The 22,620-nt window shown below is 38.7% G+C and carries 16 protein-coding genes and 3 pseudogenes; 6 read left to right on the plus strand and 13 right to left on the minus strand.

Translation table 11 applies throughout. The features are described from left to right. Positions 1-2: 2 nt before the first annotated feature. The 12 genes and pseudogenes from rpiB to alaS form a co-directional block, all read right to left on the minus strand. Positions 3-440 carry a ribose 5-phosphate isomerase B gene (rpiB, locus tag IPO27_11215; GenBank protein ID MBK8847078.1) on the minus strand — a complete coding sequence of 146 codons (438 nt, stop codon included), beginning with the start codon at positions 438-440 and terminating at the stop codon, positions 3-5. A gap of 248 nt (positions 441-688) precedes the next feature. Continuing rightward, on the minus strand, positions 689-1,471 hold the full coding sequence (locus tag IPO27_11220; GenBank protein MBK8847079.1) for an enoyl-CoA hydratase/isomerase family protein: 783 nt from the start codon (positions 1,469-1,471) through the stop codon (positions 689-691). Between the two features lie 21 nt (positions 1,472-1,492). Next, complete coding sequence (locus IPO27_11225) at positions 1,493-1,900, minus strand: cobalamin B12-binding domain-containing protein (GenBank protein ID MBK8847080.1); 408 nt, start codon at positions 1,898-1,900, stop codon at positions 1,493-1,495. Positions 1,901-1,949: 49 nt separating this feature from the next. After that, a pseudogene (locus tag IPO27_11230) lies at positions 1,950-3,238 on the minus strand (nucleotide sugar dehydrogenase). A gap of 155 nt (positions 3,239-3,393) precedes the next feature. Then, positions 3,394-6,078 carry a T9SS type A sorting domain-containing protein gene (locus tag IPO27_11235; GenBank protein MBK8847081.1) on the minus strand — a complete coding sequence of 895 codons (2,685 nt, stop codon included), beginning with the start codon at positions 6,076-6,078 and terminating at the stop codon, positions 3,394-3,396. A 108-nt stretch (positions 6,079-6,186) separates the two neighbouring features. Next, the gene (locus IPO27_11240) at positions 6,187-6,462 is read right to left on the minus strand and encodes an HU family DNA-binding protein (GenBank protein ID MBK8847082.1); all 276 of its coding nucleotides are present in this window, start codon (positions 6,460-6,462) and stop codon (positions 6,187-6,189) included. A 251-nt stretch (positions 6,463-6,713) separates the two neighbouring features. Beyond that, positions 6,714-9,221, minus strand: a complete 2,508-nt coding sequence (locus IPO27_11245; GenBank protein MBK8847083.1) for a carboxypeptidase-like regulatory domain-containing protein — start codon at positions 9,219-9,221, stop codon at positions 6,714-6,716. Between the two features lie 8 nt (positions 9,222-9,229). Further along, positions 9,230-9,821 (minus strand): annotated as a pseudogene (locus IPO27_11250) (DNA-3-methyladenine glycosylase I). A 379-nt stretch (positions 9,822-10,200) separates the two neighbouring features. Then, entirely contained in the window at positions 10,201-10,455 is a 255-nt protein-coding gene (locus IPO27_11255) for a hypothetical protein (protein MBK8847084.1), read from the minus strand. A gap of 18 nt (positions 10,456-10,473) precedes the next feature. Next, positions 10,474-11,772, minus strand: a complete 1,299-nt coding sequence (locus tag IPO27_11260) for a hypothetical protein (protein MBK8847085.1) — start codon at positions 11,770-11,772, stop codon at positions 10,474-10,476. Between the two features lie 979 nt (positions 11,773-12,751). Further along, positions 12,752-13,285 carry a CvpA family protein gene (locus IPO27_11265; GenBank protein ID MBK8847086.1) on the minus strand — a complete coding sequence of 178 codons (534 nt, stop codon included), beginning with the start codon at positions 13,283-13,285 and terminating at the stop codon, positions 12,752-12,754. A gap of 4 nt (positions 13,286-13,289) precedes the next feature. Continuing rightward, positions 13,290-15,899, minus strand: coding sequence for an alanine--tRNA ligase (alaS, locus tag IPO27_11270; GenBank protein ID MBK8847087.1), 2,610 nt, complete (start codon positions 15,897-15,899; stop codon positions 13,290-13,292). Positions 15,900-16,199: 300 nt separating this feature from the next. Between alaS and IPO27_11275 the strand changes: the two genes are divergently transcribed. From IPO27_11275 to sufD, 6 genes and pseudogenes are all read left to right on the plus strand, one after another. Then, complete coding sequence (locus IPO27_11275; GenBank protein MBK8847088.1) at positions 16,200-16,526, plus strand: iron-sulfur cluster assembly accessory protein; 327 nt, start codon at positions 16,200-16,202, stop codon at positions 16,524-16,526. 89 nt (positions 16,527-16,615) lie between these two features. Beyond that, positions 16,616-16,998, plus strand: a pseudogene (locus IPO27_11280) (four helix bundle protein). A gap of 92 nt (positions 16,999-17,090) precedes the next feature. Next, complete coding sequence (gene sufB / locus IPO27_11285) at positions 17,091-18,524, plus strand: Fe-S cluster assembly protein SufB (GenBank protein ID MBK8847089.1); 1,434 nt, start codon at positions 17,091-17,093, stop codon at positions 18,522-18,524. Between the two features lie 244 nt (positions 18,525-18,768). Beyond that, positions 18,769-19,161 (plus strand): four helix bundle protein, encoded by a 393-nt coding sequence (locus IPO27_11290; GenBank protein ID MBK8847090.1) that lies wholly within the window; start codon positions 18,769-18,771, stop codon positions 19,159-19,161. A gap of 117 nt (positions 19,162-19,278) precedes the next feature. Further along, positions 19,279-20,034, plus strand: a complete 756-nt coding sequence (sufC, locus tag IPO27_11295; protein MBK8847091.1) for a Fe-S cluster assembly ATPase SufC — start codon at positions 19,279-19,281, stop codon at positions 20,032-20,034. A 234-nt stretch (positions 20,035-20,268) separates the two neighbouring features. Next, positions 20,269-21,546, plus strand: a complete 1,278-nt coding sequence (gene sufD, locus IPO27_11300; protein ID MBK8847092.1) for a Fe-S cluster assembly protein SufD — start codon at positions 20,269-20,271, stop codon at positions 21,544-21,546. Between the two features lie 311 nt (positions 21,547-21,857). On the opposite strand, the gene IPO27_11305 is transcribed toward sufD, so the two are convergent. Next, positions 21,858-22,619, minus strand: a complete 762-nt coding sequence (locus IPO27_11305; GenBank protein ID MBK8847093.1) for a phosphate ABC transporter ATP-binding protein — start codon at positions 22,617-22,619, stop codon at positions 21,858-21,860. Position 22,620 lies beyond the last annotated feature (1 nt).

The raw sequence follows: 22,620 nt of genomic DNA on the forward strand, positions 1-22,620 counted from the left end.
ATTTACTTGCCGCTTATTTTGCTTACCCGAATGGCATGACGCCCACCTTCGAACGAAGTGTGCATAAAAGCAGAAACCATTTCGAAAGCAAGTGGCTCATCAATAAAACGGGCGGGCAGGCAAATGATGTTGGCATCATTATGCTGCCGTGCAAGCCTTGCGGTATCCATATTCCAACAGATAGCGGCACGTACTTTGGCATGCTTGTTAGCAGTAATTGCTACACCATTTGCGCTCCCACATATCAGAATACCGTATTCACAAAAATGATCATTTACCAAACCGGCTACTTCGTGCGCAAAGTCAGGATAGTCTACCGAATCGGGACCAAATGTGCCAATATCTTCAATAAGCAACGAAGGCATTGACTCACTTAAGTGTTGCTTAAGTTTTTCTTTTAGCGCGTATCCTGCATGATCGCAACCTATGGCAATGGTCATATCTATAAGTTATTATGGAATTTAACGAAGAGCATATTTAAGATTTTTCTAGTTGTTTTCTTAAGGCGAATATTTCGATTACCTTCGTTATGTTTTTAGTCAATAGTACTCGCTATGACTTGCAAAACATGCCTTGCTAATCAAAATATTCGTTCTTAATAAATTCAAAATATAAATCTTATACAGGCTCTAAAGATAAAAACAAATCCCCAAAGAGCAAGAAGTACTAATGAGGAAATCGCTATTCATTACTCACCTTTGAATACTGCTTTGCGTTTTTCCAAAAATGCACCAACCCCTTCTTTCATATCTGCGGTGCCAAAGCATTTTCCAAACTCATCTATTTCAAGTGTGTATCCATTGGCCGGATTATCAGTAGCTGCATTGGCACAAGTGATGCATGCACCAACAGCCAACGGAGCCTGTGCAATTATTTTATTGGCTATTTCTATACACTTATTTAATAATTCGGCTGGTGTGGTTACATGATTTACCAAACCAAGAGCCAATGCCTCCTGAGCACCAATCATATCGGCAGTACACAGCAATTCGATTGCCTTTCCCTTGCCAACCAATTTGGTAAGACGTTGCGTGCCACCATAGCCGGGTATTAACCCAAGTTTTACTTCGGGTTGTCCAAATTTAGCAGTATCACTTGCCACACGCATGTGGCAAGCCATAGCAAGCTCGCAACCACCACCGAGAGCAAATCCATTAACGGCAGCAATAACGGGCTTGGTCATGTTTTCGATTTTATCGAAAACTTTTTCTTGACCTGCACGCGCCAGGGCTGCACCTTCGCTTACATTTAGCGTGTTAAACTGCGAAATATCGGCACCGGCCACAAAGGCTTTTTCTCCTGCTCCGGTAATAATTATTACTCGCGTTTCGGTATCTGTATACGCTGCATCCAGAGCCGCACCCAATTCATCAATGGTGGCGGCATTTAGTGCATTTAATTTATCAGGCCTGTTCACGGTGATGGTGGTTACTTTGTTATTGGCAGTAACCAAAATGTTCTGAAAACTCATTTGTTTAAAAAATATTAGGAATTAAAAATTTCGATTCGTGCTAACCCAATCGGTTATGTAGTTAATAATTTCTTTGGTATCGGTGCCGGGTTGGAATAAAGTACCCACACCTAATTTGTGCAGCTCAACTGCATCGGCAGCGGGAATAATGCCTCCACCGGTTACGAGTACATCGTTAAGCCCCTTCTCTTTAAGCAGGTTCATAATTTTAGGAAACACCGTCATGTGTGCTCCACTTAATATGCTAATTCCAATTACATCGGCATCTTCCTGCAAGGCAGCATTTACCACCATTTCGGGAGTTTGGCGTAATCCGGTGTATATTACTTCCATACCTGCATCCCGCAAGAAGGAGGCTATTACCTTGGCTCCACGGTCGTGTCCATCTAATCCTACCTTGGCAACTAATACACGTATGGGACGTTTCATGTAAGAAAAATACTTGTTTTTTTTGTGGGGAAATTTATCACGAACAATTTTACAAACTCCAGTAGGTAAGTGATTTTATTTTGTTGCGAAGTACGCCTTTTAAATCAACAATGATGCAACCGGGCGAAGAGAGTTTTTGAAAATAGCTTTCGTCCAATGCCTTGTACTCCTGATGTGCAACGGCTAATATAATTGCATCGTAAGGGCCGGTAGGATTGGTTACTAACTGATAACCATATTCATGGTCGAGATCATCGCTACTAGCTTTGGGGTCTATTACATCTACCTTTACTCCGTAGGATTTAAATTCATTTACCACATCAGCTACTTTGCTGTTGCGTATATCTTCTACATCTTCCTTAAAGGTGGCACCCATAATGAGGACGGTAGCCTTGCTTCCCTCCTTACCGGCAGCAATCATTTTCTTTACGGTTTGCTTGGCAATATAAAAGCCCATGCTATCATTAACAGCCCTGCCCGAATTAATTACTTGCGCATGATAGCCTAACTCGGCTGCTTTGTAGGTAAGGTAATAAGGATCGACACCTATACAATGCCCTCCAACCAAACCCGGTTGAAATTTTAAGAAATTCCATTTGGTGCCAGCAGCATCAAGCACATCGTAGGTATTAATTCCAATTTTATTGAAAATAATGCTCAACTCATTCATGAGCGAAATATTTACATCGCGTTGTGTGTTCTCTATAATCTTGGCAGCCTCTGCTACTTTTATACTTGGAGCACGATGCACACCTGCACGCACTACTATTTCATAAACTTTTGCAATTACTTCGAGCGACTCATCATCACAACCTGATACTACTTTAGTAATATTTGGTAAGGTGTGCACCTTATCTCCCGGATTAATGCGCTCAGGGGAATAACCCACTTTAAAATCTGTGTGAAATTTTAATCCCGAAACTTCTTCGATTACCGGAATACAATCTTCTTCAGTACAACCAGGATAGGTGGTTGATTCATATACAACATAATCACCCTTTTAATACACTTACCTATGGTTGCCGAAGCGCTAAGCAATGGTTTCAAATCAGGAAGCTTGTGATCATCGATGGGCGTGGGTACTGCAACGATAAAAAATTTTGCCTCGCGCAAAATGTTTAAGTCACTTGTAAAGGCTATGTCGCAATTATCAAATGCGCTGCTTTCTAACTCGCCACTGGGATCCTGCTTGTTTTGCATCATGGCTATACGGCCATCGTGAATATCAAATCCGATAACGGATACCTTTTGTGCAAATTCGAGTGCAATAGGTAATCCTACATATCCTAGTCCAATCACGCCAATCTTCGCTTTCTTATCTAGTATGTCCTGATACATCTTGTTAATTTGTAAAAATAGATGTGCAAAAAACGCGTTTTTTTTGGTTAGGCAAGCATTTATATTGTCAATTGAGAATATAAAAATAAGCATGGGCAAAGGTGTCTTTAACTTTACCACTCCTTTAGCCTTTGAATTAGATGATGCCCACGTAATTAATGTATCTTTTGGAGCGGGTAACGCTGCAAAATTCCATCTGAATGCAGCTCAACCATATACATGCCCGGCTCAAGTTTAGCAATGTCCACAAACAATTCGCCTATACCGGAATCAAAAAATCGGTTCATTACCAATCTGCCAAAAACATCATAGATACTTAACACAGCCCCATTTGTGCTAGAAGTACGGGTAACTATAATTGAATGCGTGGCAGGATTTGGTTTAATAATGACATTGGCGTTGGTGCTAATACTGGAGAATGAGGCAAACTGCAGTTGAAATACCTGCGACTGATTGGTACAACCTGAACCATCAGTTACAATAACATAATAATATCCGGCAGTGCAATTTGTTATTAATTGTGTATTGCCAATGGGTGCAAAATTTGAATTAGCAGGGCTGTAATACCATTGATAACTAACTGCCTGCGAAACCCCGATAGCACTTAAGGTATTACTTACAGGGCTTACCTGCGGCTCATCGGGGCTTACGGTAAGTGTAACAGTGTTTGAAAACGCATTCATCTTGCCAAAATAACTTGTAAGGCAACGATAGCTACCCGGAAGTTTTGCATAGTACGTTGGCTTATTAGCAAAAGGTATATTGATACCGTTAAGCTGCCATTGATATGTAACGCATGTTAATGGATTGCTTGCAGCTAGTAAGGCAGAATCGCTAGTACATATGGAGGTGTTTGTAATGGTGACTACTGAAGGTATGGTTTGTGGTACCCGCGCCCAAATAGCGAAACTGCGTGGTGGCAATTCCATATAAATTTGATTATTGCCATTTACCAATGCGTAAGGGAAGGCGCTATTGCCAAGAATGCAATGCAACGTATCGCCCTGCTGCGAGTGGAATGGTGCCCCGGTGTTAATGGTGTGATCTACTTTAAGTGTGGAGTAGCCAAAGTTGATAGCCACAATTACATCACGATTTGTGAGGCAGGAGGAATTTCCACCTCCACTAAGTTGATATATCAAACTTTTATCAGCACTTCCACTTATATAATTAGCCGGATAAGGAGTAGACTTGCGATTAAGGTATTCTCTAAAAGCAGTATTGAATACAAATTTTTTATGCAGATCCATTAAGTTGTTAATGGTAGCTGTATACGTTGTGGTTTTGTAGTAGTCGGGATAATAAACACAAGGTACACCAAGCGCATTGTTTGTTAAGACATATACATAAGCAAGCAATTGATTGAAATCGGCCGATTGGCTGCTATCGCGAAAGTCATGATTGTTTACAAAAGTAGCAGTATTGAAACCGCTACCTGCAGCGCCATCTACTATTCCTGAAGTAAATACATCGCGCACGTCAAAACCGCCATTGTCGCAAGCTTCGCGCAAGGCAGCCTGCAAAGCAAAATCAAACACTTTTGGACTTATGGCATTTAGCGTGGCCTGATTCATTGTGGATTTTACCGCATCTACCCACCCTTTTAATAAAGCAGGATTATACTCATATGACTCGCCAACAAAAATTCCCGGATTAATATTATTGGCATGCAAAAAATTTAATAACTGACCAATAAACTCAGGAGCAAAATTTTTAACCGCATCGGCACGCACTCCTTTAATGCCGATGGTATCAAACATCCACTTAGTATATTCATTTAATGTATCGCGTGTACCAGCATCAAACTGGTCAAGGTCATAAAAGAAAAGCATTTTATCCCAATCGCCATTAAGGTTTGTTGGATTGCCATTAGGTTTAAAGTTTTGCCACGACATTTGACCGCGGCCACTTTGCACAAAACTAAAATCGGTAGCTGTTTGATAAATGACACTATCCTTTAGTTCCTGCGCATTAGTCGAGTAGTACAGGCTATGGATAACATGATCGGTATAATCACCGTTGGTGTTAGTGAGGTATATAGTAATTATATCTCCGGCACTATTAAAATTGCTGGTATCAAGCGTAATGGCAAATTCGTCAATACCACAGCCACCGTTATCAATGGTTGCATTTACCCGCTTTCCTAAAGCTACCACATCAAACCCTTGCGCACAAAATATCCCGCCATTGTTTTGCGACTCAGTCATAAAGGTGCCATTGGCGGGTGCCTTCTGCGTGCTGGCAATGAAGGTATAAGGCTTATTAAAATAATCAGGATGTTGCGAAGCTGAGCGCATACGGAAATAATACGTTCCTGCTCCGCGGCCTGTATTGCCCCCCACGCTGATACGGCATCTAAACCTATCTGAAGGATAACAGGCATCGCCAGCAATATGCTTGGTAGCATTGTATGACTTTATCCAATTGGCTACGGCCGTGTTGTTTTCCCAAAGTCCACCGTTACGGTGATTGTATATGAGGTCGCCAACAAGGTTTAAATTTAGTTGATTGTAAGTGTTTATCAATGCATCCACTTTGACACGTGTGCCAAAACCGGTTGCAGGTTGCGGAAATCCACCCACACTGAAATAGTCGCGTATATCGTAACCGTTACTTGCGGGACCCGATCCGGTAATATTCATTGGAGGTGCCCATATGTAATTAAATCCTGCCTGTTGCCACTCGTACCCCTTTATGCGCATCGTATCGCACCAATTGGCACCTTGCGATGTTTTGGGATAATCCCAATACCATCCTTGCAGCATAAAATCCTGCGCTTGTACCTGTATGGCAATTATCGATACCAGAAATATCCATTTTGCCTTTTCAAATTTAGTCATGTAGCTATCTATTTTTTTATATGAATGGAGAAATGCAAAGCTAGTAAGTCGAGTAACAAAAAAAAATCCCCTCACATGGAGGGGATTTTTTTTGGAGTGCTTAGCAAATTACTTGTTTACAGACTTTGCTAAATCAGCACCTGGCTTAAAGCGAGCAACTTTTCTTGCTTTGATTGTGATTTCTTTACCAGTTTGTGGGTTGCGGCCTTTGCGGGCTGCACGCTTGCTTACTGAGTAAGTACCGAAACCTACCAAAGTAACTTTGTTACCTTTTTTTAATGTGCCTGTGATGGCACCTGTCATTGCATCTAATGCACGACCAGCGTCAGCTTTGCTGATTTTCGCTCCTGATGCGATAGCATCAATTAATTCACCTTTGTTCATTTTTAAAAACTTTTTTAAACGATTAACGGTTCGAAAGTACAGTGTTATTCAATATCTACAACGATATGCCTCAAGATTGTTGATAAATATGGTGTTTTGTTAATAAATAGCCTTGTAACGTGCTGTTCATGCAGGTTTCAGGATTTGCAAATCCTTTATTTCGGGATGCTACCTTTTTAATACGGATGAATATTTATTATTTTTAAAAAGCCACAACACCTATGTATAAAGGGTTTGTCAATGTACATACGTTAATTGTTACCATTGAGATATATTCCAAAACGCAAACCTTGGGCAGAAATTTTATTTTTTTCGAAGCCCATGCAATATGCCATTTGCAACAATCCAAGTTTTTCGACTCCGAAATTAACTTCGTAATACGGGCTCCTGTGCTTGATGTGCAAAGCGTGCAAAGCAATTACTTCGCGCAGCTTGGCCTTACGCAGCCCTGGCATTTTATTAAACAACAAGCCACCCATATTGTATGACATATGTGTTTGTACATAAGGTGCAAAGGTGCTGTGACTGTAGTAATCGAGCATTTGAAAATTTTGCAAAGCAAAATTGGTTAGCACCGTTCGGCTACCTGTAAAATGAAACCGATCGATAAAATATGATGAATGCTTATCAAAAATTCGTGCTGTTTCAACTGACCAATTTACCTTACCAATCATGCCTAATTTAATATCGTCTTCAATGCGCAATTTAAATAAGCTAAAGTTTGCATTGCTATCTGTAAGTCCCAGCGAATTTTTAATAGTAAAATAAATTGTTGGTCCCTTATGATTGAGAAGATAAAAATTTTCGGGGTCGCTATAATACGTTTGTTTAAATCGCACGCGCAACATTACTTCGTTTTGCCAAACGGTATGTGGAGCAAAATAGCGGCTGCGTCTGTTGGGTTGCAGGGGCACATTACTAGTATATCGCTTCAAGTCGTTTTTGCCCCAAGAGTAATTCGTATTATTATATAATTCGCTGCGTGTTGCCAACTCTGATTTTGTAAAAAACATCAGGCCATTAACAGGTTCACATAAAAAACGTGTTTGCAAAAAATTTTTTTGAAAAAGCTTAAGATAATTTACCTGATAAAACAATGCATAGGAAGATGCTGCGAGCAGTGGAACCGGACGCGCTTCGTTAAACTGTTCATACTCATGCCCTGCTTTAAACTCTATAGTAATTGCTTTGCGCGGATTGACAAATGCTGCCAGCTTAATGTCGCCAAGAAATTCGCGAGCAGCAAAGGCATACCGAAAATTACTTTCCATGCGAATATTTCGCTGCCCCTGTAGTCTTTTTGTCCAATTAATTCCAGTGCCAAGGTTGATGCCTTCTACCGGATTAAACTGTATGTGATAAAGCAAGCCTTCAGCGTTCCATCTCACCTTTTTCCATCGCTTACTATATGTATAGCCTCCATATAAAAGCTTTAACGGGTTAAATTTATTATCCCTTTTGTCGAGCGAATCTTTATATGCCCGTGTACCTTTTATATCCTCGAGGCTGTCACGTCTACTATAATCACTTTGTTCAATGGCAGTGAGTGGCACAGGGCGCAAGGCTGACCAATAGATACTATCCTTTTTATTAGCACCATCTTCTACTTTTACTGCAGCTCCGCTGAAAAACTTTCTCTCGAACCCCGGAGATAGATTATAATTAGAAAAAACCGCATGGTACACACCATCGCCTTCAAAGCCAAAAAATTTGAAATAGAAACTGAAATTGCATGTTAACGGTAGCCATATACTATCGGTAACCGGAGACAATACCTGCTTTATTCTCAATGTATCAAGCACTTGCATTTGAGCATCCTTTATCAGGAACATATCAAAACTGTGTACGCGGTAATCTTTGTCTTTAATAAAAATTTCTCCTCGAAATACAGGGTCATTTTTTCTACGCGGAGCAAAAGCAATTTTGTAAATCAATGCATCGTTTTCAAAATAACTTCCAATCAGTTTATACGAATAATAGAACATTGCGTTTTGTGCCACTGGCGAAACAAATCCTCTTGGATTCAATCCTTCGTAAGGAATCAGGTTTTCGTAAATATTAAATATCATTTGTCCCGCACGATTAAAGCTAAACGAATTGCTTCGTCCACTCACCTTACTTGATTTCATAATTTCCTTCACCTTTTCGGGCGCTTTGTAATTCAATTGCGAGATGGCCTCTGACAAGTAAAATATTTTCGTGGTTGAATCAATAATATTATCAAGCGTAACCTTTTGTCCCATAACAGCTTTGGGATATCGTACCATGCGTTGCAATCCTTTGGTGTATGCATCGCAAGCAAACTCGTTAACTTGAGTGCGGTAATAATTTCTACGCTCAATTACCTCATTCATTATATCGTAAGCAGGGTCACGCCCTCCTGCCTTTACTTCTACAGTGCTCAAGTTGTATTGTTCAGGTTGCAGTTGCACATTAAGTTCAATGCTTTCATTTCTTATATCAATATTTTTTTCGAGCGCGGCAAAACCAATGTATTTAAAAACAATGGTGTATTTACCGGCAACCAATTGCAATTGATAATTGCCCTCGTTGTTTGATGTTGTTGCAATGGTGCTTCCCTTAATAAATATGGTAGTAAATGGTAGCGGCTGATTTTGATGATCCATAATACGGCCATGAACCCCCGCAGCATGAGCATGACCTATAAATAAAACCAACAGCATGAAAAACAAGGTGCACAAAACCTGAAGCACTTGGTGCAATTGCATGGGTATGGCCTGCTTTATAATATAAGTCACTACTACTTTTATAAAGATTTTTTTGGTGATACCTTCACTCTTCTGAAACTGCAATCTACCAAATGATCGTTGACCATGCCGGCCGCCTGCATAAATGCATAGCAAATGGTAGTGCCGCAAAATTTGAATCCTCGTTTTTTTAAGGTCCTTACTCATGGCATCTGACTCTTTGCTTGAAGCAAGAATTTCCTTTTGAGTCTTGATAGAATTTACAATGGTCTTACCACCGGTAAATTGCCAAATATATTTTGCAAAGGTGCCAAACTCTTTTTGTACCACAAGAAATTGTTGCGCGTTGGTAACGGTGCTACATATTTTTAATTTGTTACGAATGATACCTTCGTTGACGATTAAAGCATCTATTTCTTTTTGACCAAACCTGGCAACTTTTTTCGCATCAAAATTCGCAAAAACTTTACGAAAGTTTTCGCGTTTTTGAAGTACGATGTTCCAACTCAACCCGGCCTGAAATGTATCTAGCACAAAAAATTCAAAAATTTTTTGATCATCATGTACAGGTACACCCCATTCAGTATCGTGATAGGCGCGCATCACATCATTCGACTCGCACCAGGGGCAGCGGATAATTTGTTTTGCCATAGTTTCATTTTGCTGTTAGGCAGGCAAAGGTAATACGTTTGGTATTGAAATTAGGTTACATTTATGAATAAAAAAATAATAACGTGCCGTAATCGGTTGTGAAAAACCTTTTTGAGAACACATTGATTACCTATATACTCTCATCGATACTTTACATGCGATTGACGTAGTCTCCGACTACGTCTTTGTGTAATACAATCTTCTATTGTGCAATACAAATTATTTTCTCAGTTTAGCTTTATCTCCAGCAATATCAGTGTATGCATGAATCTTTAACTAGCTAAATCATATCTATATATAATTACAATTTCCAAACAAACATAATTTCAAGCACTTGAATAAATGTCATTTTCTGGGCATTATTTACAGTATGACGTAGTCAGAGACTAAGCCAAACGGGGGTTGTTCCATCCCAGCGTGCTATATGGTCTGCATTTACGCCTCCGGCTGCAGTAAATTTTCCGCCTACTATTAAATCACCATTGTAAATGGCAGATGCATACACCCAATCATCCATGCCGCTGCCTAAGGTTGACCATGTTTGCGAATATGATTTTTGGGATAGCATTAAAATCATCATCAGTAAAAACAGTTTGCTAAAAATGTTTTTCGAATTTATTTTTATTGTTTTCATCTTGATAATTTTTAGAGATTATTTAATCAATACAAATTTTTTATTTGTTACAAGTTTCTCTTGTATAAAATTAATAAGGTAAACACCATTGGGAAATGATGTTAAATCAATTTGAATGTTTTGCTGACCATATCCAAGACCCGATTTTGATACTTTCTTTAATACACTGCCACTGGTGTTTAATATTTCAATAGTGGTTGAACTTTGCAGATTGTTGTTCCATTTTAAATTTAATTGATGATTATCATCTATCCAATTTACTAAATCATTTAAAAGATTTAACTCATTAACACCAACGGTGTTAGTGTATTTTAAAAAAGTTCCGGCTGCACCAACAGCATAAGCAAGATTAGGTGAGATTACAGAAACATCGGATATGGTAGCAGTTACAGGACTTGCTGAAGCAACCCATGTTTTGCCATTATCGTTAGTCATGTATATGATTCCATTCTCGCCAGCAGTAAAACCAAATCCATTTTTTATTTGGATAGTATGTAAAGCTGATGTTGTTGGAAGCGCCTGGTTCCATGTTAATCCGGCATTAGTAGTTTGATAAAGTCCATTGGCTGTTGCGGCAAATCCTGTATCCATTGAAACAAAATACAATGACCAGATGCTTTGCGTAAATGAAATTGGTGACCAGGTAATTCCATCATCAGTACTTTTAAACAATGTACTTCCACCTAACGTGTTTTCGGCACCTGCATAAACAACTCCGTTGCCAGTGCAAAAAACTGTATGCAATAATGTGTTCTCATTGCTTACTTCCTGGCTTACAGTATAGTCAGTCCAGCTTCCACCGGCATTCGTAGTTTTATATAGCATTCCTTCAAATGAAGTATAACTAAAATCATAGCGCTGACCTACAGCATAACCGTTAGTGCTGTTAGTGAACATTACATTTTCTAAAATTCCTGCCTGGGTTGCAGTTGCATCTACTACTAAATTCCAGGTGCTGCCTCCATTAGTAGTTTGAATAATTCCATTACCAACCACTATTCCGTTGTAAGAATTAGTAAACCACACATCGCTCGAAGCATAAAAATAAGTCTGGAATAAACTTCCTGAGGTAATTGTAGCACCACCATCATTTGTATAAAAACCAAATGGCAGGCGATCAAAATTTTGAATAAACCATCCGACAGCCATTCCTGTATCCGGTTGAGCAGGATCGAACCAACATCCGTATAAATTTCTGGTGTTGGGTGTTTGCAGTTGAATCCAGGTTTGTGCATTTAATGCTGATGCACTAAATGATATTAGCAGAATTATTAATAGTCTTTTCATAACTATCATGTTTAATAGATTACTTTTCATATATCTTTTGTTTTCAGAAAAATCTAAATTAATTCACTATTCTCCTATGATATTTATCAGTGAATATTGATGATTATTGTCATCTAAATCTGAATGAAATCAACAATAATTACAGCAGTTGACTGTGGCTGGAAAATTTAGCATTTTGTAGATATAGCTATTAAGATCGACATTTGCAAACATGAACTGAAACGGAATCAGGCTCTGCTGAGGAGCAACCTGCCAGGGATAAGTTCATACCGATGGAATATCTTACCCTAACGGAGGCAGCGGATAATTTGTTTTGCAATAATTTCATTTTGCTGTTAGGCTGGCAAAGGTAATACGTTTGGTAGTGAAATTAGGTTACATTAATGAATAAAAAAACAATAACGTGCCGTAATCGGTTGTGAAAAACCTTTTTGAGAACACATTGATTACCTATATACTCTCATCGATACTTTACATGCGATTGACGTAGTCTCCGACTACGTCTTTGTGTAATACAATCTTCGATTGTGCAATACAAATTATTTTCTCAGTTTAGCTTTATCTCCAGCAATATCAGTGTATGCATCAATCTTCAACTAGCTAAATCATATCTATATTTAATTACATTTTCCAAACAAACATAATTTCAAGCACTTGAATAAATGTCATTTTCTGGGCATTATTTACAGTATGACGTAGTCAGAGACTAAGCCAAACGGGGTAAAAATATAAAGGTGGTGTGTAGTTTTAGTTTCATTGTGTTTTGGTTTTTAGTTAATCAGCCCCGACACTTCGGTCGGGATGCAAACATTTTTATTTTTTGTTTCTGTGTTCCGTCATTCCGATTACTATCGGAAGAAGCAATCTCTTCATCGTTTGTTATACAAACTTCGTTTTTGATGCAAGCATTTCATTAAAAATAATCAATGGTAAATGTAATGAAAGAAATGGATGAGAAAACATTTTAATCCCAAAAACAACTGGTGTGATAAATAGTGCAAAATTCTATTCAATCAACCTTATCCAGATCCTTACCGGGCAGGTTATCTTTAAATTCCTTTTTCACCATTTCTAATGCCGGTGTAATAAGACTGCCAAGAGCAAGGGTAGGTTGATACAAGTATGCTTCTTTCTTAATTTCGGGAGCAATAAGATGTGCTGCAGGTTCCAGTTGTTGTGTCATATTTAAAAATACACTTACAATCAAACCAAATTTTAAAGCACCCAGCAAACCGCCTGCAATTTTATTAAATAGATTAAGGCCGGTAGCTTTCAAAATGGTTTCAATAAACTTTGCAAAAAATATTAATACCAACACTACTGCTGCTATTACCAGTATAAATGAAATTAATGGAAGAATGGGGCTGTTGCTGTCAAACTTATCAGCAAGTAAAACATTAACCGTTCCGGCTAATTTAAACGCAAGAAACAAACCAACAATCATTCCGATGATCATGGCAATCTGATGTACTATGCCTTTGGTAAAGCCTTGGTAAAATCCATAGATTAGAGGAATAGCAATTACGATATCGAGCCAGTTCATGGGCTTAAATGTTTTTAAAATATTGCAAACCTGCATCTACAGCATCTTTCAGGCCTTGCAACAGCTTGCCTCCGGCAGTAGCATAAAATGGTTGCCCTCCACCTCCACCTTGTATATGCTTTGCAAGATCGCGCAAGATGGTAGCCGCATTTAAATTTTTATCTGTAACTAAATTATCAGATATGATGAGCGACAACAATGGCTTGTCATCAACCACGGTAGCAAGTAAAGCAACTATATTGGGTTCTTGATTTTTTATCTCAAACGAAATGCTCTTTACTGCCTCGGCACTTGCGATATCTACCTGGCTACAAATAAGATTAAATCCATTGCAGGAAATTTTATGTGTGAGTAAATCTTGTTTCACGGCCCGTGCTTTTTGCATGATCATGCTCTCGATACGCGATTGCATTTGAGCATTATCATCAATTAATGCTTGTATGCTCTTCACCAAATCTTTCGGATTCTTAAGCAAGATACGAGCCTGATGCAGCGTTTCATTTTCGGCAGCTATTACCTGCTCGGCACCGAGTGATGTTACGGCTTCAATCCTGCGCACACCAGCTGCTACAGCACCTTCGCTCATAATTTTAAAATATCCGATTTCGCCAGTAGCCTGCACGTGGGTGCCTCCGCATAACTCTACCGAATAATTTCTATCAAACGTTATTACACGCACAAAGTCACCGTACTTTTCGCCAAACAAGGCCATTGCTCCCATCTCTGTAGCTTTTTGTATGGGCACATTGCGTTGTTCATTAAGTGGAATGTTCTTGCGTATTTGTTCATTTACCTCCGCCTCTATCCGTTTAAGTTCGGCCTCGTCCACTTTTTGAAAATGCGAAAAATCGAATCGCGTATACTCCGGATTCACCAGCGAACCCTTTTGGGCCACATGGGTGCCAAGTACATTTCGCAATGCAGCATGCATCAGGTGAGTGGCGCTGTGGTTGCTGTTAGTTAACTTTCGCTTCTCGTTATTAACGGTAGCCTTATAGGTTCCTTCGAGCAACGCAGGAATCTTATCACACACATGAATGTTCAGGTTATTTTCCCTCTTGGTATCTAGGATGTGAATGGTTTCTTTTCCGTTGGTAAGAGTACCCGTATCGCCTACCTGCCCTCCACTTTCTGCATAAAAAGGTGTATGGTTAAGCACTAGGTGATATTGCTCTTTGCTTTTCGATTTTACTTTTCGGTACTTAATTATCTCAGCATCGCAAGTAAGTGCATCATAACCAACAAATGATACCGTATCGTCATCGGTAAGAATAATCCAATCATCCGTATCTACCGCAGTTGCATTACGCGAGCGAGTTTTTTGCTCGGCCATGCATATATTAAATCCATCGTGATCTACTTCCAGATTTTTTTCGCGCGCCATTAAATCTGTTAAGTCTTTTGGAAAGCCATACGTATCGTACAATTCAAAAGCAAAGGAGCCCTCAATTTTTTTATTGCCGTAGGCTTCAAATTTTTTAATGCCTGTTTCTAGTGTGCGCAAAAAACTTATTTCTTCTTCCATAATCACTTTCATCACAAACTCCTGTTGTGCATATAATTCCTTAAATACGTCTTTAAATTGTAATGCCAGCACAGGCACAAGTTTATGCATAAAGGCATCTTTAATATTTAAAAAAGTAAAAGCATACCGCACAGCCCTGCGCAATATTCTGCGTATTACATAGCCCGCTTTAACATTAGCAGGCAACTGTCCATCGGCTATGGTAAAGGAAATTGCACGTATATGATCAACCATGACACGCATGGCAATATCGGTTTTCTCATTATCGCCATATTTTATACCGCAATGATTGCTAATAAATTGAATCATCGGTTGAAACACATCGGTATCATAATTACTTTTTACATTTTGCAATGCCATACACAAGCGCTCGAATCCCATGCCGGTATCTACATGTTGCGCAGGCAACTTCTCTAAGGAGCCATCGGCCTTACGATTAAACTCCATAAATACATTATTCCAAATCTCTATCACATGCGGATGGCTTTCATTTACAAGTGTTTTGCCGTCCACCGTTTTTCGCTCATCATCATCACGTATGTCTACATGTATTTCGCTGCATGGACCGCAAGGCCCCATCTCGCCCATTTCCCAAAAATTATCCTTTTTGTTGCCCTTCAATATGCGGTCTTCTGCAATCCACTGTTTCCAATAGTTGTATGAGTCTGCATCAAAGGCCAGGTTTTCTTTTGCATCGCCTTCAAACACGGTAACGTACAATCTGTCTTTCGGAATTTTATACACTTCGGTAAGCAACTCCCAGCTCCAGGCAATGGCTTCTTTTTTAAAATAATCGCCAAACGACCAGTTACCAAGCATTTCGAACATGGTATGGTGGTAAGTATCTACCCCTACCTCTTCCAGGTCATTATGCTTGCCACTTACACGCAAGCACTTTTGGGTATCGGCCACGCGTGCATTCTTAATGGGTTGGTTACCAAGAAAAATATCTTTGAATGGCGCCATACCACTATTTATAAACATGAGGGTAGGGTCATTCTTCACCACTAGCGGTGCACTGTCTACTATTACATGATTCTTGCTCCTGAAAAAATCAAGAAAAGCACTGCGTATCTCATTTGAAGTCATCATACGTGCAACATTTTTTTTTTGCGAAGCGCAAAAATAGAAAAATGCACGAAGCAATCGTACCCGGGCTCTATATCAATTAATCAAGGCGTAATATGTGTACTTGCTACAAAAATCCAGTATGCCTTACCATAGTTTATAAGTGATATCCCGATGCGCCCAGAAAAAGACACTTTATTTGCATTTTCATAACAATTACGCCTCTAATTTGTTGTTGCTTATGGCTGTTGAAAACCGTACCTTCGCGGCCTAATTGGAGGGTTTGAATTGTTCATAACCCTTTCTCAAAAATAAAACAAGATGATAACTGTAACCGATACTGCAAAAAACAGGGCATTGCACTTGATATCACAAGAAAATCGCCCTTCCGAAACCTTTATTCGTGTAGGTGTTGAAGGTGGTGGCTGCTCAGGCCTTTCTTACAAACTGGAGTTTGATAATGTTATGCGCCCGGATGATAAAGTGTTTGAAGACAAAGGAATTAAGATAGTTTGCGATAAGAAATCGTTCCTCTATCTGGTAGGTACTGAACTTGACTTTAGCGATGGCCTTAACGGCAAAGGCTTTGAATTTCATAACCCAAATGCAACACGTACATGTGGGTGTGGGGAGAGTTTTGCGGTGTGAGTTGAGAAAGTTTTGATAGTTGAGAAGGTTTAGAAAGTTGGGGGAGTTTGAACATTTTAAGTATGGGTATTTAATTTATCAGACATAGAATGGCAAAGATTAATCGGTTTGAGGATATAGAAGCTTGGCAAAAGAGACTTATACTTTGTAATGAAATATATGAAGTTTCGAAGGAAGGAGAATTTGCAAAAGACTTTTCGCTAAAAAACCAGATGAGGAGGTGCAGTATTTCTATCATTTCAAACATAGCTGAAGGATTCGACAGAGAAAGCAACTTGCAGTTATATACTTTTTAAAAATTGCCAAAGGTTCATGTGCTGAATTACGTGCTCAATTGCATGTAGCACTCGGACAAAAATATATTGACACAAAAATCTTTAATGATTTATATTCTAAATGCGAAGAAGTAAGTAGGATGATATCAGGATTTATAAATTATTTAAAAATTAAAAATAAGGAAAAAGCGAAATGAAGATAAGTATTGTTGAGGAATTTTGAATGAAAAGAATTTCAAACTTTCAAAACTTTCTCAACTATCAAAACTTTCTCAACTATAACTAAAAAATGAAAGAAGTATTAGACGAACTTGCGTTACAGGACTACAAATGGGGCTTTGTATCCGACCTCGATGCCGACCAGGCACCAAAGGGATTGAACGAAGAGATTATTCGGTTTATATCATTGAAAAAAAAGGAGCCTCAGTGGATGCTCGATTATAGATTGAAGGCGTTTGCTCATTGGCAAAAAATGGTGGAGCCTACATGGCCCAATGTGCATTATACAAAACCCGATTTTCAGGACATAATTTATTACAGTGCGCCTAAGCCAAAAAAAGTATTGGCATCGCTCGATGAGCTCGACCCCGAAATTCGCGCTACGTTTGATAAACTTGGCATAAGCCTCGATGAGCAAAAGCGCCTTTCCAATGTTGCAGTCGATGCGGTGATTGATAGCGTGAGTGTAAAAACTACATTTCGCGATGAGCTGTCGAAACAAGGAATTATTTTTTGCTCGTTTAGCGAGGCAGTGCACGATTATCCCGAACTCATAAAAAAGTATATGGGTAGTGTTGTACCTTATACCGATAATTTTTATGCTGCATTAAACAGCGCTGTGTTTACCGATGGTTCGTTTTGTTATATTCCCAAAGGTGTGCGTTGCCCTATGGAATTGTCAACATATTTCCGCATCAACTCGAGTGGTACAGGGCAGTTTGAGCGCACATTAATTATTGCCGATGAAGGTTCGTTTGTAAGTTACCTCGAAGGTTGTACTGCACCCATGCGCGATGAGAATCAACTCCATGCTGCCGTAGTAGAAATATATGCACATAAGGATGCACAGGTAAAATATTCTACGGTGCAAAACTGGTATCCGGGCGATAAAAATGGCAAAGGCGGCATTTTCAATTTTGTAACAAAGCGTGGCATTGCTCACGAAAATTCGAAAATAAGCTGGACACAAGTTGAAACCGGAAGTGCCGTTACGTGGAAATATCCTAGTGTTATTTTGAAAGGCGATAATTCGATTGGCGAATTTTATTCTGTTGCTGTTACCAATAATTATCAGCAAGCCGATACCGGTACAAAAATGATTCACATAGGAAAAAACACACGCAGTACCATTATTTCGAAAGGCATAAGCGGAGGGCACAGCCATAACTCTTACAGAGGTTTGGTACGCATAGGAAAAAATGCAAACAATGCACGCAACTTTTCGCAATGCGATAGTTTGTTACTAGGCGATAGATGTGGTGCCCATACATTTCCTTATCTCGAATGTGGCAATGCATCGGCAAAAGTAGAACACGAAGCCACCACAAGTAAAGTTGGCGAAGACCAAATATTTTATTGCAATCAGCGCGGTATAAAAACCGAAGATGCCGTAGGATTAATTGTAAATGGATATTGCAAAGAAGTATTCAATCAATTGCCAATGGAGTTTGCTGTTGAAGCACAGAAATTGTTGGCTATAAGTTTAGAAGGAAGTGTGGGGTAGTTTTGGGTTTAGTGTTTTGAGTTCTGAGTTTTGAGTTCTGAGTTTTGAGTTCTGAGTTTTGAGTTCTGAGTTTTGAGTTCTGAGTTTTGAGTTTTGAGTTTTGAGTTCGGAGTTTTGAGTTTTGAGTTCGGCAGTCTGAGTTTTTGTGAATAGATCAATGTTGTACAATTGTAATAGGATTATAAAATAAGAAAATGGATTTTGATTTGCTTTTTTAATGCAAGCAAATATAGTTGTTAAATGAATGGCGAATTTTGAATCTTTTGAAGATATTGTTAGTTGGCAAAAAGCAATCGATGTTGCGCAAGAGATTTATTCATTTACGAATAAAGAAGTTTTTTCAAAAGACTTTGCACTTAAAGATCAAATTCGAAAATCAGCAATCTCAATTCCATCAAATATAGCTGAAGGATTTGGCAGAGGCGGAAACAAAGAATTTATCCAGTTTTTATACATAGCGAAAGGTTCTCTATTTGAATTGAAAACACAGATACTTCTGGCTTGCAAGTTAAAATATATAGAGCAAAACGAATATAAAAGTATAGACGGAGAATTGGATGAAATATCAAAATTGATTTCAGGCCTTCTCAATTATCTTAAATCATCAGAACTGAAAGGAACTAAATTTAAAAAATAACACAGACAAAATGATAACAAATAAAACTAATCATATTACAGTCATTTTAAAACTAAAAACGCAAAACTCAGAACCCAAAACTAAAAACTAAAAACACAGAACTAAAAACACAAAAAAATGTTATCAATAAAAAACCTTAAAGCCAGGGTAGAAGAAAAGGAAATTTTGCAGGGGCTTAACTTACAAGTGAACGCGGGCGAAGTGCACGCAATAATGGGTCCTAATGGAAGTGGCAAAAGCACACTGGCATCGGTACTTGCTGGCAAAGAAGAATACGAAGTTACCGCAGGCGAAATAATTTTCAATGGCGAAAACATTTCAGAATTCAGCCCCGAAGAGCGCGCACAAAAAGGAATGTTTCTCGCCTTTCAGTATCCGGTAGAAATTCCCGGAGTAAGCAATGCCACTTTCCTCAAGGAAGCAGTAAATGCTGTGCGTGTTGCCAATGGAAAAGAAAAATTGGACTCGAAAGATTTTTTGAAACTCATGAAATCGAAAATGGCACTTGTTGAAATGGACAAGGTAATGACACAACGAAGTGTGAATGAAGGATTCAGTGGTGGCGAAAAAAAGCGTAACGAAATTTTTCAAATGGCCATGCTCGAGCCCTCGCTTTGTATACTTGACGAAACCGATAGCGGACTCGATATTGATGCCCTGCGTATAGTTGCAAATGGTGTAAATTCTTTGCGTAGTGCCGAACGTTCGTTTGTTGTTATTACACACTATCAGCGATTGCTGGATTATATAGTTCCCGATTTTGTGCATGTGCTTTACAACGGCCGCATAGTAAAAAGCGGAGGCAAAGAACTTGCGTTGGAGTTGGAAGAAAAAGGATATGATTGGGTGAAGGAAGAGAGCATGGGTGTTTAAATTGTTCAATGCTTTTGAATGGTTAGAAATAATAAAGTCAAAAAAAAATATTAGATATACGATTGTTTTTCAATTTGAACTGAACAATTTGCCAAACAGCTTATACAAATCAGTTGTGGGAAATAAATTGTTGGAAAATGAATAGAAGAAATTTACACAGTTTATAAAATTCGAAAACAGACCGAAGGACAAATTGGACGTAAAAGAGTTATTAAAATTAAATAAGAAAAATAAGTGACAACACTCATAAACGATAAAATAAAATCTACTGCGGTGACACAAAAGTTTCCATCGCTGCGTACAACTGCATTTGCAAGTATCGATAAGCAAGGATTTCCTACCACCAAAAACGAAGAGTGGAAATATACCAGCCTCGATAAAATTATAAGTGCCAGCTACCGCGATGTTTTTGCCGCTCAACATAATCACATTGCTCAACAAAATATTTCTGCTTTGCCATTTATCAATAACGGTGATGTTGTTATTGTTTTAGAAAACGGTCAATTCCGAAACGATTTATGCGATGTGAAAAATTTGCCATCTGGCATTTCTATTTCATCACTTAACGAAAACGAAAACAACGAAATTGTAAAAGTCCATTTCAATAAATACGTTGCAATAGACAAACACCCATTGGCAGCACTTAACACTGCATTAATGCAAGATGGTGTTTTTATTCACATCGATAAAAATGCATTAATTGAAAAAAATATTTATGTGCTCCATTTTTCATCAAGCAATGGCGAGGCAGTGTCCAACTATACACGACTGTTGCTTGTGGCCGAAAGCGGCTGCAAGGCCAACATATCATGCATCACTTTGTCGCACAGCGAAACCACACAATCGTTAAATAATATCGTAGCTGAAATTGTAGTTGACGAAAATGCCGATGTCACTTTCGATTTTATTCAGAATGATAATTTATTAAGCAACCAAATTACAAACACGTATGCTTATCAAAAACGCGATTCTACATTTTGCATCAACACCATTACATTTGGAAATAAACTAACACGCAATAATTTAGCACTAAACCTCGATGCCGAAAATTGCGAAGCACACATGTATGGATTAATTGCCGGCAATGGCGAACAGCTGATGGACAATCATACCGAAGTTTACCATGCCAAGCCACATTGCAATAGCAACCAAATTTATAAAAGCCTGATGGGCGGCAAATCGACAGGCGTGTTTAACGGAAAAATATTTGTGTTGCTCGATGCGCAAAAAACAAACGCCTACCAAAGCAGCAAAAATATATTGATGAGCAACGATGCGGTGATGTACACAAAACCGCAATTAGAAATTTTTGCCGATGATGTAAAGTGCAGCCACGGTGCCACTACCGGGCAAATGGATGAAGCAGCATTGTTCTATTTACGCGCACGCGGCATCAACAAGCCCGAAGCACAAGCACTATTAAACAAAGCATTTGCCAGCGATGTAATGGAACACATCAGCAACCAAGCCTTGAAAGAATATTGCGATGCATTGTTGCAGAGTAAGATATGAATTGAATCTTTAAAATGATATCCCATTCAATTTTAAAATGAGAGACTTTCTTGAAAATGCTATTCGAATAACCTTTACATCACTTATGAATTCAATGTTTGTCGCCTTGTGTGTACTGCGGTTTTGGCAAAGTTATTTTCGTTGTTGTAAAATTCGTCCTGTAATTCTTGAATAATACTCTTTGAAATAAACTCCGCTTGTTTTCTCAGTTCCGGAACGGCACTTGACTCCCAAAATAATCCGCGTAACATGGAACCTATAACATACAGTTGGTCAGAAACCTTATTATCGTTATTATTTGTTATATTAAACTAACTGATAATGCCTTTCACATATTCTTTAGTCAATTGTTGTTGTGGATTTTCTAATACATCCTTTGCAGGCCCATGTTCAATAATTTCTCCCAGATACATAAAGATTACATAGTCGGCAATACGCCTTGCCTGACGAAGAATGTGCGTAACCATTACAATGGTGTATTGTTCTTTTAGTTCAACAAATTTTTCTTCAATCCATTTGCTCGAAATGGGGTCGAGTGCCGATGTGGGTTCATCTCCCAAAATAATTTCGGGTTCAACTGCCAATCCACGGGCAAGGCATAACCGCTGTTGTTGTCCTATTGATAATTTTGAAGCGGGGTCTTTTAACCGGTCCTTAACTTCATCCCACAGTGATGCGATTTTAAGATACTCTTCTACTTTTTGATTAAGGATTTTTTTATCGCTGATGCCATGCAATTTTAATCCATAAACTACATTAGCGTATATACTCATAGGTAGTGGAGTTGGCCGTTGATTAAGCAAGCCCATTTTTTTTCGAAGCAAGGTTACTTCTGCGTTTTTATCATAAATATTTTCACCATCCAATAATACCTGCCCGGTAATTTCGGTGTCAGCATTGTTTTCCAACAAACGGTTAAAACTTTTGAATAATGTTGTTTTTCCGCAACCGCTTGGCCCTATGATGCACGTGATTTTTTTATCAGGAATATCAACATTTATATTTTTTAAAATGTGTTTGCCACCGATAGAAACGTTCAAATTTTTAACGCTGATGTGATTTTTGTATTCCATT

The sequence above is a fragment of the Bacteroidota bacterium genome (assembly GCA_016714535.1).
GTDB lineage: Bacteria > Bacteroidota > Bacteroidia > AKYH767-A > OLB10 > JADKFV01.

Coding starts and splice junctions, on each gene's coding strand:
- IPO27_11220 (MBK8847079.1), bottom strand. CDS start 1,471: ATGAGTTTTCAGAACATTTTGGTTACTGCCAATAACAAAGTAACCACC.
- IPO27_11290 (MBK8847090.1), top strand. CDS start 18,769: ATGGCGAATTTTGAATCTTTTGAAGATATTGTTAGTTGGCAAAAAGCA.
- IPO27_11275 (MBK8847088.1), top strand. CDS start 16,200: ATGATAACTGTAACCGATACTGCAAAAAACAGGGCATTGCACTTGATA.
- IPO27_11240 (MBK8847082.1), bottom strand. CDS start 6,462: ATGAACAAAGGTGAATTAATTGATGCTATCGCATCAGGAGCGAAAATC.
- IPO27_11260 (MBK8847085.1), bottom strand. CDS start 11,772: ATGAAAAGTAATCTATTAAACATGATAGTTATGAAAAGACTATTAATA.
- rpiB (MBK8847078.1), bottom strand. CDS start 440: ATGACCATTGCCATAGGTTGCGATCATGCAGGATACGCGCTAAAAGAA.
- IPO27_11255 (MBK8847084.1), bottom strand. CDS start 10,455: ATGAAAACAATAAAAATAAATTCGAAAAACATTTTTAGCAAACTGTTT.
- sufB (MBK8847089.1), top strand. CDS start 17,091: ATGAAAGAAGTATTAGACGAACTTGCGTTACAGGACTACAAATGGGGC.
- IPO27_11225 (MBK8847080.1), bottom strand. CDS start 1,900: ATGAAACGTCCCATACGTGTATTAGTTGCCAAGGTAGGATTAGATGGA.
- IPO27_11305 (MBK8847093.1), bottom strand. CDS start 22,619: ATGGAATACAAAAATCACATCAGCGTTAAAAATTTGAACGTTTCTATC.
- sufC (MBK8847091.1), top strand. CDS start 19,279: ATGTTATCAATAAAAAACCTTAAAGCCAGGGTAGAAGAAAAGGAAATT.
- alaS (MBK8847087.1), bottom strand. CDS start 15,899: ATGACTTCAAATGAGATACGCAGTGCTTTTCTTGATTTTTTCAGGAGC.
- IPO27_11235 (MBK8847081.1), bottom strand. CDS start 6,078: ATGACTAAATTTGAAAAGGCAAAATGGATATTTCTGGTATCGATAATT.
- IPO27_11265 (MBK8847086.1), bottom strand. CDS start 13,285: ATGAACTGGCTCGATATCGTAATTGCTATTCCTCTAATCTATGGATTT.